The 14010-nt window shown below is 68.4% G+C and carries 10 protein-coding genes and 1 tRNA gene; 3 read left to right on the top strand and 8 right to left on the bottom strand.

The features are described from left to right. Positions 1-46: 46 nt before the first annotated feature. The 4 genes from EV380_RS00805 to pcrA form a co-directional block, all read right to left on the bottom strand. Positions 47-1081 (bottom strand): LacI family DNA-binding transcriptional regulator, encoded by a 1035-nt coding sequence (locus EV380_RS00805; RefSeq protein ID WP_102160896.1) that lies wholly within the window; start codon positions 1079-1081, stop codon positions 47-49. Between the two features lie 143 nt (positions 1082-1224). Further along, positions 1225-2160, bottom strand: coding sequence for a succinate--CoA ligase subunit alpha (sucD, locus tag EV380_RS00800; RefSeq protein WP_130448659.1), 936 nt, complete (start codon positions 2158-2160; stop codon positions 1225-1227). Positions 2161-2177: 17 nt separating this feature from the next. After that, complete coding sequence (sucC, locus tag EV380_RS00795; protein WP_102160892.1) at positions 2178-3344, bottom strand: ADP-forming succinate--CoA ligase subunit beta; 1167 nt, start codon at positions 3342-3344, stop codon at positions 2178-2180. A 304-nt stretch (positions 3345-3648) separates the two neighbouring features. Further along, positions 3649-6081 carry a DNA helicase PcrA gene (pcrA, locus tag EV380_RS00790; protein ID WP_102160889.1) on the bottom strand — a complete coding sequence of 811 codons (2433 nt, stop codon included), beginning with the start codon at positions 6079-6081 and terminating at the stop codon, positions 3649-3651. A 64-nt stretch (positions 6082-6145) separates the two neighbouring features. Between pcrA and EV380_RS00785 the strand changes: the two genes are divergently transcribed. Both EV380_RS00785 and EV380_RS00780 read left to right on the top strand, forming a co-directional pair. Further along, the gene (locus EV380_RS00785; RefSeq protein WP_207219264.1) at positions 6146-6793 is read left to right on the top strand and encodes a hypothetical protein; all 648 of its coding nucleotides are present in this window, start codon (positions 6146-6148) and stop codon (positions 6791-6793) included. A gap of 35 nt (positions 6794-6828) precedes the next feature. Continuing rightward, a tRNA-Arg gene (locus tag EV380_RS00780) sits at positions 6829-6902 on the top strand. A 66-nt stretch (positions 6903-6968) separates the two neighbouring features. On the opposite strand, the gene EV380_RS00775 is transcribed toward EV380_RS00780, so the two are convergent. Continuing rightward, the gene (locus EV380_RS00775) at positions 6969-8198 is read right to left on the bottom strand and encodes an ROK family transcriptional regulator (RefSeq protein ID WP_102161140.1); all 1230 of its coding nucleotides are present in this window, start codon (positions 8196-8198) and stop codon (positions 6969-6971) included. Between the two features lie 207 nt (positions 8199-8405). On the opposite strand from EV380_RS00775, the gene EV380_RS00770 reads away from it, so the two are divergent. After that, on the top strand, positions 8406-8891 hold the full coding sequence (locus tag EV380_RS00770; protein ID WP_130448657.1) for an NUDIX hydrolase: 486 nt from the start codon (positions 8406-8408) through the stop codon (positions 8889-8891). Here the strand turns inward: EV380_RS00770 and EV380_RS00765 are convergent. From EV380_RS00765 to fdhD, 3 genes are read right to left on the bottom strand one after another with little or no spacing between them, the layout of a single operon-like run. Next, on the bottom strand, positions 8870-10720 hold the full coding sequence (locus EV380_RS00765) for an ABC transporter ATP-binding protein (RefSeq protein WP_130448655.1): 1851 nt from the start codon (positions 10718-10720) through the stop codon (positions 8870-8872). The two genes, EV380_RS00770 and EV380_RS00765, sit on opposite strands and share 22 nt — an antisense overlap. Before the next feature lie 49 nt (positions 10721-10769). After that, the gene (locus EV380_RS00760) at positions 10770-13097 is read right to left on the bottom strand and encodes an FdhF/YdeP family oxidoreductase (RefSeq protein ID WP_130448653.1); all 2328 of its coding nucleotides are present in this window, start codon (positions 13095-13097) and stop codon (positions 10770-10772) included. After that, positions 13090-13977: a formate dehydrogenase accessory sulfurtransferase FdhD gene (gene fdhD / locus EV380_RS00755; RefSeq protein WP_130448651.1), complete on the bottom strand. Its 888-nt coding sequence runs from the start codon at positions 13975-13977 to the stop codon at positions 13090-13092. Before fdhD ends, EV380_RS00760 begins: the two co-directional genes overlap by 8 nt. Between the last annotated feature and the right edge of the window lie 33 nt (positions 13978-14010).

The raw sequence follows: 14010 nt of genomic DNA, 5'->3' as shown, positions 1-14010 counted from the left end.
GATGCCACCGGATGTGACGCGCGTCAAGCAAATGCCGTGGCTTAGCTCACAGTCGAATGCCGGAGCCGCGAGTGGACTCCCGCTCGATGAGCTCATAGTCGGTCGTGTAGCGGACGGACGGCGCGCGCTTGGCGCCCGAGACCCGCTCGTCGATGCGCTCGTGCAGCACGCGCACGGCGGTCCGCGCGATCTCGACCCGTCCGGGATCGATCGTCGACAGCGATGGCGACGCGTAGCGGGTCTCGTCGAGGCCGTCGAACCCGATAAGCTTGACGTCCTCCGGGACCCGGTGCCCAGCCTCGCCGAGCGCGCGCAGGGCCCCGAGGGCGAGCGTGTCGTTCATCCCGAAGACCCCGTCGATGCCGAGGTCGCGCTCGAGCAGCTCGGACATCGCAGCCGCGCCGTCGTGGCGGTGCCAGAGTCCGACATAGCCGACGAGGCGCTCGTCGTACGCGATTCCCGCGGCCTCGAGCGCAGCGCGGTATCCGCGAAGACGGAGGGCGGCCGACCCGAGATCTTCCCCGGCGTGCGCGCCAACGGCGGCGATCCGGCGGCATCCGGCCGCGATGAGGTGCTCGGTCGCGGCCCGCGCGGCGGCGAGGTTGTCCATCGCCACGTGGTCGCACGGCGTGTCGAAGATCCGCTCGCCGAGGATCACCAGCGGGTAGTCGACTGCGAGCAGCCCCACGTCCGTTTGGGACATCGCCAGCGGGCTGAAGATGAGACCGTCGGTCAGCTGCAGGCGCGGGCTGCGCAACAACTCCCGCTCGGTGTCGAGGTCGGCGCCGGTCTGCTCGATGAGGACCGTCAGGCCGCGCGCCTTGGCGGCGGCGATCACGGAGTCGGCCAACTCGGCGAAGTAGGGAAGTTTCACCTCGGGCACGGCGAGCCCGATGACGCCCGTGCGGCCGCTGCGCAGGCTGCGTGCCGAGAGGTTCGGCTGGTAGCCGAGTTCGTCGATGGCGGCGCGGACCACCGCACGCGTCGTGTCCCGGACGTACTCGCGTTCGTGCACGACATTGGAGACCGTCTTGATCGATACTCCCGCGCGCCGAGCTACATCGCGCAATGTGGCGGCCATCTGCTTCCTCCCAAGTGACACCCTACACGCGCAGGTCACGGCGGGTGATGAAAGAGAACGACGGCGGCCGCTCGCCTCCAAGGCGAGCGGCCGCCGTCGTTCTGCAACACGCGGGGCCGTATGCGCGGCCCCGCGGGCGGGGCTTAGAGCGAGGAGGCCGGCTCCTGCACCGGGTACACCTCGCGCAGGAGGTGCGCGGTCTCGGACGGCGTCTTGCCGACCTTCACACCGGCGGCCTCGAGGGCCTCCTTCTTGGCCTCGGCCGTTCCAGAGGAGCCGGAGACGATGGCGCCTGCGTGGCCCATGGTCTTGCCCTCCGGGGCAGTGAAGCCGGCCACGTAGCCGACGACCGGCTTCGTGACGTTGGCCTTGATGTACTCGGCCGCGCGCTCCTCGGCGTCGCCGCCGATTTCGCCGATCATGACGATCGCGCGGGTCTCCGGGTCGGCCTCGAACGCGGCCAGGGCGTCGATGTGCGTGGTGCCGATGACCGGGTCGCCGCCGATGCCGATGGCGGTGGAGAAGCCCAGGTCGCGCAGCTCGTACATCATCTGGTAGGTCAGGGTGCCCGACTTGGACACGAGGCCCACGCCGCCCTTGCCCGTGATGTTCGCGGGGGTGATGCCGACCAGCGACTCGCCCGGGGTGATGATGCCGGGGCAGTTCGGGCCGATGATGCGGGTGATCTGGTTGCCGTCGGCGTCGACCTTGGACTGGGCCAGGGCCCAGAACTCGGCGGCGTCCTGCACGGGCACGCCCTCGGTGATGACCACGACGAGGCCGATCTCGGCCTCGATGGCCTCGACGACGGCGTCCTTGGTGAACTTCGGCGGCACGAAGACGATCGACACGTCGGCGCCGGTCTCCTTGATGGCCTCGGCGACGGTGCCGAAGACCGGCAGCTCGACGGCGGAGCCGTTCTGAGCCGTGTGCGAAACCGTGGTGCCGGCCTTGCGGGCGTTCACGCCGCCGACGACATTGGTGCCGGCGTGCAGCATGCGCGCGGTGTGCTTCGAGCCCTCGCCGCCGGTGATGCCCTGGACGATGACCTTGGAGTCCTTGTTGATGAAGATAGACATTTTAGTGTTCCCCGTCCTTAGGCGTTCGCCAGCTCGGCGGCCTTGTCGGCCCCCTCGTCCATGGTGGTGGCAAGCGTGACGAGCGGGTGGTTGGCATCCGAGAGGATGCGGCGGCCCTCGTCCACGTTGTTGCCGTCCAGGCGGACCACGAGCGGCTTGGTGGCCTTCTCGCCCAGGATATCGAGGGCCTTCACGATGCCGTCGGCGACCGCGTCGCACGCGGTGATGCCGCCGAAGACGTTCACGAAGACGCTCTTGACCTGCGGGTCGTTCAGGATGACGTCCAGGCCGTTGGCCATGACCTCGGCGGAGGCTCCGCCGCCGATGTCGAGGAAGTTGGCCGGCTTCACGCCGTTGTGGTTCTCGCCCGCGTAGGCGACGACGTCCAGCGTGGACATGACGAGACCCGCGCCGTTGCCGATGATGCCGACTTCGCCGTCGAGCTTCACGTAGTTCAGGCCGGCTTCCTTGGCCTTGGCTTCGAGCGGATCTGCGGCACCCTTGTCCTCGAGCTCCTCGTGGTCCGGGTGGCGGACCTCGGAGGCGTTCTCGTCGAGGGAGACCTTGCCGTCGAGGGCGATGATCTCGCCCGCGCCGGTCTTCACGAGCGGGTTGACCTCGACGAGTGTCGCGTCCTCGTCCTTGAAGACCGTCCACAGCGTCTGGATGGTCTGGGAGACCGCGGCGCGCAGCTCTTCGGGGAAGTTGGCCTCGGCGACGATCTCGTCGGCCTTCGCCGCGTCGATGCCGACCAGCGGGTCGACGGCGACCTTGGCCAGGGCCTCGGGGCGCTCGACCGCGAGCTGTTCGATCTCCACGCCGCCCTCGACCGAGCACATCGCCAGGTAGTTGCGGTTCGCGCGGTCCAGCAGCACGGAGAAGTAGAACTCCTCAGCGATGTCCGCGCCCTGCGCGATCATGACCTTGTTGACCGTGTGGCCCTTGATATCCATGCCGAGGATGTCGGACGCGTAGCCGAAGGCCTCGTCGGCGTTCTTGGCAACCTTCACGCCGCCGGCCTTTCCACGGCCGCCGACCTTGACCTGAGCCTTGACTACGACCACGCCGCCGATCTTCTCGGCAGCGGCCTTGGCTTCTTCTGGGGTGTACGCAACGATGCCGGCAAGCACGGGGACGCCGTGCTTCTCGAACAGATCGCGCGCCTGGTACTCATACAGGTCCACGGGGTGTGTCCTTCTACGTCGAAGTCGTGTCTGACTCGGAACGCACGGGCTTTGACCCAGCCCGCCGATTCCTACCGAAGACCAAGAGGCCTCCGCGGCGCTTGACGCCTCGCCTAGACTAACGCGTTCGGGCGGCATCACCCAGTTCTACGGGGCGTAGACGTTTAACATCGCCGCCCCGCCGCCCGCGCGCGGGGCGGCACAATGGGGCGCATGTGATCCGCCTCTCACGCCGCCTCCGAGCGAAGCTCCGCACCTCGAACGCGACTCGGGCTGCACAACCCCGGCGGACCCGGGTTCGCAGCTATCCGTCGGCCTTGGTCAGGGGCGCGTAGCGCAGCAGCAGTCGCTTCTCCTCGGCACCGAAGGTCACCTTGGCCACAGTCTTGTCGCCGCTGCCCTCGAGCGCAACGACGGTGCCGTCGCCAAACGTCGAGTGCTTCACCTTGTCGCCGACTGTGAGCGAGATGACCTCCTTCTGCTGCTGGACGCGTCCGCCGGCCCGGACCGGCGGGGCGGTCCGCAGGGTCGACGTCTCCGGGTCGCCCGCCTGCCTGTTGGCGCGCGAGGCGGTGCCGGCACCCCAGTGGGATCCGCCGTCGTACCGGCTGGAGCCGAAGCCCGAGCCGCGGGAGCCGAAGCCGCCGCCGGAGAGCGAACCGAATCCGCCCGGAGACGCCGAGCCCTCGCGCTTCCAGTCGAGCAGGTCCGCGGGGATCTCCTGCAGGAACTGGCTCGCCGGGTTGTACTGCGTCTGACCCCAGAGGCTGCGGTATTCCGAGCGTGAGACGTAGAGCCGTTTCCGGGCGCGCGTCAGGCCGACGTAGGCCAGCCGGCGCTCCTCCGCGAGCTCCTTCTCGTCCGTCATCGACCGCTGGTGCGGGAAGATGCCGTGCTCCATGCCGGTGAGGAAGACCACGGGGAACTCGAGCCCCTTGGCGGTGTGCAAGGTCATGAGCGTCACGACCCCCTCCTGCGCCGCCATGGCGGCACCCTCCTCATCGACGGGCCCGTCGGGGATCTGGTCGGCGTCGGCGACGAGGGAGACCTGCTCCAGGAACCCCTCGAGCGAGCCATCGGGGTTCTCCCGCTCGTAATCGCGGACGACGGCGACGAGTTCGGCCAGGTTCTCGACACGCGACTCGTCCTGGGGGTCGGTCGACTTGCGCAACGTCTCGAGGTATCCGGTCTGCTCGAGCACGGCCTCCAGCGCCTCGGCCGCGCCGGACCCCTCGGCGACCGTCGTCAGGTCGTCGACGAGCGCGACGAACGCGTTGACGTTCTTCAGGCTGCGCGTCGCGATGCCCGGGGCCTGATCCGCGCGGCGCAGCGCGTCCATGAACGTGAGCCGTTCCCGCTCGGCGAGCGCCGCGACGGCGTATTCGGCGCGGTCGCCGATCCCGCGCTTGGGCTCGTTGAGCACGCGCCGCAGGTTGACGTCGTCGTCCGGGTTGACCAGGGCGCGCAGGTAGGCCAGCGCATCCTTGACTTCTTTGCGGTCGTAGAAGCGCGTGCCGCCCACGACCCGGTATTTCAGATCCACGCGCATGAGCTGCTCTTCGAGCGAACGCGACTGCGCGTTGGTGCGGTAGAAGATCGCGACGTCACCCGGGCGGACGCCCTCGTCGTCGTTCAGGCGCAGGATCTCGTCGGCGATCCACTTCGCCTCGGCCTGTTCCGACTCGCCGACGTACCCGACGATCAGCTCGCCGTCGCCCTCGGCCGTCCACAGCTTCTTCTCGGGGCGATCCGGGTTCTTCGCGATCACGGCGTTCGCGGCCGAGAGGATGGTCTGCGTCGACCGGTAGTTCTGTTCGAGCTTGATCGTCGCCGCGTCCGGGTAGTCCTTGCCGAACTCGACGATGTTGCGGATGTCGGCGCCTCGGAACGCGTAGATCGACTGGTCAGAGTCGCCGACCACGGTCAGCTCGCCGCCCGGAGTCTGCCCATCGGGGCCGGTCAGCTCCCGCACGAGCGCGTATTGCGCGTGGTTGGTGTCCTGGTACTCGTCGACGAGCACGTGGCGGAACCGCCGCCGGTAGTTGTCGGCGACTGCCGGGAACGCACGGAAGATGTTGACGACCTGTCCGATGAGGTCGTCGAAGTCCATCGCGTTGGCCTGCCGCAGCCGCTGCGTGTACATCCGGTAGACCTCCGCGACCGCCTTGCTGAACGGATCCTGCGCGGCCGTCGAGAGGTATTCCTCGTCGTCGATCAGCTCGTTCTTCAGGGCCGAGATCTTGTTCAGGATCGACTTCGGTGTGAACTTCTTCGGGTCGATCTCGAGCGACTTCGCGATCATCGTCACCAGGCGCAGGGAGTCGGCGGCGTCGTAGATCGAGAAGTTGGATTTCAGCCCGACAGCGGACGCCTCCCGGCGCAGGATCTTCACACACGAGGAGTGGAAGGTCGAGATCCACATCTTCTCAGCGGCGTCGCCGACGAGTTCGCCGATGCGCTCGCGCATCTCGGCGGCGGCCTTGTTGGTGAAGGTGATGGCCAGGATCTCGTGCGGACGGGAGCGGCCCGTCGCCAGGAGGTAGGCGATGCGGTGCGTGAGCACACGCGTCTTGCCGGACCCGGCGCCGGCGACGATGAGCAGCGGGGTACCGGCGTGCTTCACGGCCTCGGCCTGCTCGGGGTTGAGCCCGGCCAGGAGCTCCTGCGCCCCAGGGCCCGTCTGCGCTGGTTCCGGCTTTCGTGCTGGCGCGGCGAAGTCGTCGAAAAGAAAATCCATGGTCCATCCAGTCTAAGGGCCGGCACCCGCACATCGGCGGCGGCCCCTGGACCATACTGGGTGCATGGCCAACAAGAAGAAGCGCAGCCGCACCCGCCGCCCCGCTCCCGACGCGCCCGCCCGTCCGGCCGTGCCGAATCCGACGACGCAGCGCACCGAGGCGCAGGCGCGCAGCAACGGCTCGATCATCCTCTGGGCCGGACTCATCGCCTCGGCGCTGCTCTTCTGGTACTACCACGTGCTCGCGCTCGGCCAGATGGAGGACCTCTCCGGCGGGCTCGAGATGCTCGACCAGCGCCTGCTGGGCTACGATGCCGCCGCCGTCGAGCAGCTCCGCGCGGCCATGGACGACGACGCCCGCGGCCAACTGATCTACCTGCACAAGACCGCAGGTCTGCTCTTCCCGCTGTTCTTCGCGCTCGTGACCATGCTCGCGGTGAATCTCGCCGTCCCGCGCGGACCGAAGCGCTGGGGCCTCTGGGCCGTGCCGCTGCTGTTCGCCGTCGTCGACGTGCTGGAGAACGGCGCCATCGACGCTCTACTCGCCGGCGCCGATGAGCCACCGGAGGTCGGTATCGTCAGCGCGCTCACCATCGCGAGGTGGGTGCTGTTCTTCGCGTCCGTCGCCGTCATGGTCGGCATTTCGATCCTCGCGGCCCGGACGGGCCTACGGGCCGCGCTCGAGGCGGGCAGGCCGCAGAACGGCCGCTGAACCGCTAGTATGGTTACGCCTCCCGCGCGGGGCATGCCTCTGTAGCTCAGTTGGATAGAGCGACCCTCTCCTAAAGGGTAGGCCGTCGGTTCAATTCCGGCCAGGGGCACGAAACGCAGAACGACGGCGGGCCCCACCTCAAAGGTGGGGCCCGCCGTCGTTCTGGCGCCGGTTGCTAGCGCAGCAGCAGCGCGCTGGCCTTCGGAGACAGGGCCGCGTCCAGTACGGCGCAGGCGCCGCCGATGGCGCCCAGGTTGTGCCCGAGCTCGCTCGTGCGGACGTCGAGTTCGTGCACGTCCTTCATCAGGAAACGCTCCTGGAGGATCCGGTCCATGTCCTCGTGCAGCAGCTCGTGCAGCTCCGCCCAGACGGGCCCGCCGACGAAGACCTTGTCGACGTCGAAGGTGTTGGTCAGCTGCGAGACGAGGGAAGCCCAGTAGCCGTTGAGGACCTTGATCAGGGCCACGGATGCCTCGTCGCCACCCTTGGCCTGGCGGACGATCGTGTTCAGGAACTGCGAACGCTCGTGCATCGTCGCCTCCTCGGTCACTGCCCCGACGTCGACGCCGAGCTCGCGCGCCTTGGTCAGCACCGACGGGAAGGAGACCGCCGTGGCGAATGTCGAGGACTCGGCGCGGTCGGCGTCGCTGCCGTCCACGTTGACGCGGACTCGGGCGATCTCGCCGGCGTTGCTGCTCGCTCCGCGGATGACCTCGCCGCCGATGACCATGCCGACGCCGACGCCGGTGCCGATGTAGACGGACATGAAGTTCCGGTCACGCGCCTCGTCGCCGTTCCACTGCTCGGCAATGGCGGAGGCGACGGAGTCCTTCTCGATGAGGACGTCCAGGGACAGCCGCTCGACGAGCGGCTCCACGACCTCGACTTCGTTCCAGCCGTTCATGAGCGGCGGCGAGACGATGGTCCCGGACTCCGGGTTGATCGGGCCCGGCGCCGCAACGCCGATGCCGACGATGTGGTCCTTCGGCTGGCCCGAATCCTTGATGAGCTCCTCGACAGCCGTGGCCATCATCGAGATGGTCTCCTCGGGGACCGCGATGTCGCGCTCAACGAAGCGGCGGCTGCCGACAACGCGGCCGCGCAGGTTGACCATGACGACCGTGATCTGGCCCGGGTCGAGGTGGATGCCGATCGCGAAGAGGCGGTCCGCCTCGAGCTCGAGCACCGTGCGTGGCTTGCCGGGGCCGGAGATGACCGTCCGGTCCTCGCGCACGAACCCGTTGTCCAAGAGGCGGCGCACGACGTTGGAGATGGTCTGCGGGGACAGACCCGTCGACGTGGCCAGCTCCACCCGGCTGATGCCATCTTCGGCACGGCGGATCGAATCGAAAATAACCGCTTGGTTGAAATCACCAAGTCTTCCGAGGTTTGTGCCTCGCTGCATTGAGTCTCCAGGGGTTATCTACCGCGTACGTGTTCTCTTCGGCTGCGACAGCGTCATGAATGCCCGCGTCCACAGTCTGCCGGTTCTATCGGCGATTCCACGGCATCGCCACGCCGTTGATGTCTAGATAGTACATCGAATAGCCGCATCAGGATAGTCCGACACTTGGCGAAACGTCTTTTTCGTCGGAGATGTTAAGCTTCCAACGTGCCCACTCTACTCACCGTTGCCGCCGTCGTCGTCTACGACTCGGCCGGACGAATCCTACTGGTTCGTAAACGTGGCACCTCGAAGTATATGCAACCGGGCGGCAAACTGGAACAGGATGAGGCCCCGGTCCAAGCGGCGATTCGCGAACTGCACGAGGAACTCGGCCTCACCTTCACTCCCGGTTCCCTCACCGACCGCGGACAGTGGCGCGGCGCCGCGGCGAACGAGCCCGGCACGGAGCTTCTCGCCTACGTCTTCGACGCGGCCCTCGCCGACGCTGTCCAGCCCGACGGGGGCCCGGTGCACGACGCCGGTTCGGTCACCGTGCGCGCCGAGCTCGAGGATGCCCTCTGGGTCGCCCCGACCGTGGCGGCCGAACGCGAGGACCTTGCACCCCTGCTGACGGAATCCGTCCTGCCCCGCCTGATCCGCTCCCCCGAGCACCTGGCCCGGCCCTCGCGTCAGGCGAACTGGGTGCGATAGAACTGGGCGTAGTGCCCGTCCGCCTCCAACAACTCGGTGTGCGTTCCGCGCTCGACGATCCGCCCTGCGTCGACGACCAGGATCTGATCGGCCGAGCGGACGGTCGAGAGCCGGTGCGCGATCACGATGGCCGTCCGCCCTTCGAGGGCCTCCGTGAGCGCCGCCTGGACCGCGGCCTCGTTCGTGCTGTCAAGCGCGGCGGTGGCCTCGTCGAGCACGACGACGCGCGGGGCCGCCAGCAGCAGCCGGGCGATCGTCATGCGCTGGCGCTCCCCGCCCGAGAGCCGGTAGCCGCGCTCCCCGACCATCGTCTCCAGCCCGTCCGGCAACGCCGCGATCACGTGCTCGAGCCGAGCCCGACGCAACGCCTCCCAGAGTGCCTCGTCGTCCGCGCCGGGCGCCGCGAGCCGCAGATTCGCCCCGATCGTGTCGTGGAAGAGATGCCCGTCCTGCGTGACCATGCCGACCGTGGATCGCATCTCGGCGAAGGACATATCGCGCACGTCGGTGCCACCCAAGCGCACCGCCCCGGAGCCGACGTCGTAGAGCCGGGTCAGCAGCTGGGCGATCGTCGATTTGCCCGCCCCGGAGGAGCCGACGATCGCGAACGTCGACCCGGCGGGAACCTCGAAGTCGATTCCGTGCAGCACCTCCTCGCCGCCGCGGTGGTCGAGCACTGCCACGTCCTCAAGGGACGCCAGCGAGACCTCGTCGGCACTCGGGTACGCGAACCGGACGTCGTCGAACCGGAGGCCCACGGGGCCGTCGGGGACGGTGACCGGATCCTCGCGCTCGGCGATCATCGGCTTCAGGTCGAGAATCTCGAAGACCCGGTCGAAACTGACAAGCGCGCTCATGATCTCCACGCGGGCGTTCGCGAGCCCGGTCAGCGGCGCGTAGAGGCGCGTGAGCAGCAGCGCCAGGGTGACGACGTCGCCCGCCGCCAGTTCGCCGCGCAGCGCGTAGTAGCCGCCCAGACCGTAGACGAGGGCAAGCGCGAGAGCCGCGACGAGCGTCAGCGCGGCCACGAAATAGAACTGCCGCATCGAGGTCTTCACGCCGATGTCGCGCACGCGGGCGGCCCGGCCGGCGAACTCGGCCGACTCCGATTCGGGCCGGCCGAACAGCTTCACGAGTGTCGCCCCGGGGGCCGAGAAGCGCTCGGTCATCTGGGTGCCCATGTTCGCGTTGTGTTCGGCGGCCTCGCGGCGCAACGCCGCGATCGTGCGCCCCATCCGGCGGGCCGGCAACAGGAAAACGGGCAGCATGACGAGCGCCAGCAGGGTCACCTGCCAGCTCGTCGTGAACATCACGGCCGCGGTCAAGACCAGCGCCACGGCGTTGCTCACCACCGAGGACAGCGTCCCGGCGAAGGCGGCCTGGGCGCCGATCACGTCGTTGTTCAGGCGCGAGACCAGCGCCCCGGTCCGGGTGCGTGTGAAGAAGGCGACGGGCATCCGCTGCACGTGGTCGAAGACTTGGGTGCGCAGATCGTAGATGACCTGTTCCCCCAGTGACGACGAAAGCCACCGGGCGAAGACGGAGACACCCGCTTCGGCGAGAGCGACGAGCGCGATCAGCCCGGCCAGCCACCCGATGAGCGACATCGGGCCGTCGGCGACGATCGCGTCGACGACGCGGCCGGCGAGCACGGGCGTCGCGACAGCGAGGACCGCGGCGACGATGGAGAGGACGATGAACGCGACCAGTCGCCCGCGGTAGACGCGCGCGAAACGCAGCACCCGCTTCGGCGTGCCGGGGGTGATCGGTTGTCGAGTGTCCTTGGCCAGCCGGTACAGGGACCCGTAGGCGGCGTACTCCATGCTCACATCACGGAACGATACAGCCCGCCGCCCACATCAGGGCACCCGCCGCGTGTCAGGCGCGATCGTCGAAAGTGCTCGAGGGCTCCCCCGTGTGCGGTACGAACCGGACCATCATCGCCTTGTAGCCAGGAGTGTTGGACTCGCGGGCGACGAGCTCGCGGTGCACGAGTCCGTTGGCCTCAGGGTAGTAGGCCGCTGCGCAACCGCGGGCGGTCGGATAGCCGACGAGGCGGAAGCGGTTTGCGCGCCGCTCGGTTCCGGAGAACGAGGAGATCACGTCCACGAGCTGCCGGTCCTCGAACCCGAGAGCCTCCAGGTCCTCGGGGTTCACGAGGATCACCCGGCGGCCGTCCTTGATGCCCCGGTAGCGGTCGTCCTGGCCGTAGAACGTCGTGTTGTACTGGTCGTGGCTGCGCATCGTCTGCAGGATCAGATGCCCTTCGGGCGCCATGAGGTACTCGAGCGGGCTGATCGTGAAATGCGCTCGGCCGCTGTCCGTGGCGAAGCTTCGGGTGTCTCGCGGCGGGTTCGGCAGGACGAATCCGTTGCGCTGGCGCACCCGGGCGTTGAAGTCCTCGAACCCCGGCACCACCCGAGAGATGTGGTCCCGGATGACGTCGTAGTCCTCGGCCATGGCTTTCCAGTCCACGGGGTGGTCGTCGCCGAGCACCGCCGCTGCCATGCGCGCCACGATGACGGGCTCGGCGAGCAGGTGGTCCGAGACCGGGGCCAGTCGGCCCTGAGTGGACTTCACGACGGACATCGAGTCCTCGACCGAGAGGAACTGCGGTCCCGAGGGGTGCTTGTCGTCGCGGTCCGTGCGCCCCAGGGTCGGGAGGATGATTGAGGTCTTCCCGTGCACGACGTGCGAGCGGTTCGGTTTCGTCGAGATGTGCACGGTCAGTCCCGCGCGCATCATGCCGTCCTCGATCGCCTCCGTATCCGAGCAGGCGAGCGAGAAGTTCCCGCCCATCGAGACGAAGACGTCGACGTCGCCGTTTTCGAAGGCCTCCTGGGTCTCGACCGAGTCGAAGCCGTGCTCGCGCGGGCTTTCGATGCCGAATTCGGCGTCGAGCCGCGCGAGCCACTGCTCGGAGGGCTTCTCCCAGACGCCCATCGTCCGGTCGCCCTGCACGTTCGAGTGGCCGCGCACGGGGCAGGCGCCGGCGCCGGGCTTGCCGAAGTTGCCCTGCAACAGCAGAACGTTGATGATCTCGCGAATCGTGTCGACGGAGTGCGGTTGCTGCGTGAGCCCCAGCGCCCAGCAGATGATCGTGCCCTTGGACTTGGCCAGCAGATTGGCGACCGTGGCGATTTCCAGCCGCGAGAGGCCGGTGGCCTCCTCCGTGGCCTCCCAGTCGATGACGCTGCGGGCGTCACGGTATGCCTCGAGCCCCTCGGCGTTCTCGGCCAGGAACTCGTGGTCCACGACGGTCCCCGGGGCGCGCTCCTCCTCCAGCAGCAGCAGGTGCCCGAGGGCCTGGAACAGCGCCAGGTCCCCGCCGACCTTGATCTGCAGGAACTCGTCGGAGATCCGGTCGCCGGCGCCGACGACTCCGTTGACCTTCTGCGGGTCCTTGAAATTCATGAGCCCGGCTTCGGGCAGCGGGTTCACGGCGACGACCTTCGCGCCACGATGGCGGGCGTCGGCGAGCGCGGAGAGCATGCGCGGGTGGTTGGTGCCGGGGTTCTGGCCGACGACCATGATGACATCGGCGTGGTCGAAGTCCTCGAGCGAGACCGTGCCCTTGCCGATGCCGATCGTCGGGTTCATGGCGCTGCCGGAGGACTCGTGGCACATGTTCGAACAGTCGGGCAGGTTGTTGGTGCCCAGGCTGCGCGCGAAGAGCTGGTACATGAATGCGGTCTCGTTCGCGGTGCGCCCGGACGTGTAGAACGCGCAACGGTCCGGCGTCGTCGCCCGGATGTGCTCGGCGATCGTCGCGAAAGCCTCATTCCAACTGATCGGCCGGTAGCGGTCCTCTCCCGGGGCGATCATCATGGGTTCGGTGATGCGACCCTGGTTGCCGAGCCAGTACTCGGTCTTCCCCCGCAGGTCGCTGATCGGGTGCGCGGCCCACCATTCGCGGTCAGCGGTCCGGAGCGTGTTCTCCTCCGCGAGCGCCTTGGCTCCGTTCTCGCAGAATTCGGCCGGCTTGCGCCGCCCGGTGATGGACTCCGGCCAGGCGCAGCCCGGGCAGTCGACACCGTGCGGCTGGTTCACGCGCAGCATCGAGCGAACGGTGCGGCTGACGCCGCCCTGCGCGATTCCGCGCTCGAGGGCCACCATGACGGCCTTGACCCCCGCCGCGGACGTTTTCGGGGCCGTAACAGCGAGATCATCTTCGATGATGTCCTCGATGGGGGCTGGTTTAGGCATCGTTCCTCCTAGTGGCTATCCGTTCCGGATGCGTGTATACATTTACGCTACTCCCCCGGCTGAACGCCGCAAGGGTTACGTTCTCTTTCTCCGCGAGCTCGACCGCCAGCGACGACGGCGCGCTCACTGCGGAGAGGACCCCGATGCCCGCCATGCGAGTCTTCTGCACGAGTTCGAACGACGCGCGCCCGGAGACCTGCATGACGGTCCCAGCCGCCGGCAGCCGCCCCTCGCGCAGGGCCCAGCCGACGACCTTGTCGACGGCGTTGTGCCGGCCGACGTCCTCGCGCAGGCACAGCAGGTTCCCGACAGAGTCGAAGAGCCCGGCAGCGTGCACGCCGCCGGTCTTCGAGAAGAGCTCCTGGTGCTCGCGGAGAGTGTCAGGCAGCGCGAGCAGGACGTCGAGCGGCACTCGAGCGCCGTCGTCGTGCCCCGCACAGGCGGTGGACGCCAGCGGCAGCCGCGCTGACTTGCCGACGGCGTCGATCGAGGCCGTACCGCAGATCCCGCACGCGCTCGTGGTCGTGACGTTGCGCCGCATGCCGGACGTCGGCGGATGGGCGCCGGGGCCCAGCTGCGCCTCGACGACGTTGAACGTCTGGCGTCCCTCTTCGTCCTCGCCGGCGCAGAAGCGCATGCTCACGAGGTCGTCGGCGGAGGCGATGACGCCCTCGCCGGTGAGGAACCCGGCGACGAGGTCGAAGTCGTCTCCCGGCGTGCGCATCGTAACGGTGAAGGCGGTCTCCGCGCTGCCGGGCACACCCGGGATGCCGAGTCGGATCTCGAGCGGCTCCTCGGCCGCGAGGGTCTCCTCGCGCCGGCGCTCGGCGCCGTCAGCGCTCAGGCGCACGATGCGCCGGCGGGTGGTCTTACGTCCCATCAGGCTCCCTTCGGGTTCAGTGGCGGTTCCGGA

The organism is Zhihengliuella halotolerans (assembly GCF_004217565.1).
Lineage (GTDB): Bacteria > Actinomycetota > Actinomycetes > Actinomycetales > Micrococcaceae > Zhihengliuella > Zhihengliuella halotolerans.
Note: the sequence above shows the minus strand (reverse complement) of the source record. Positions and strands in the feature narration are given on the sequence as shown.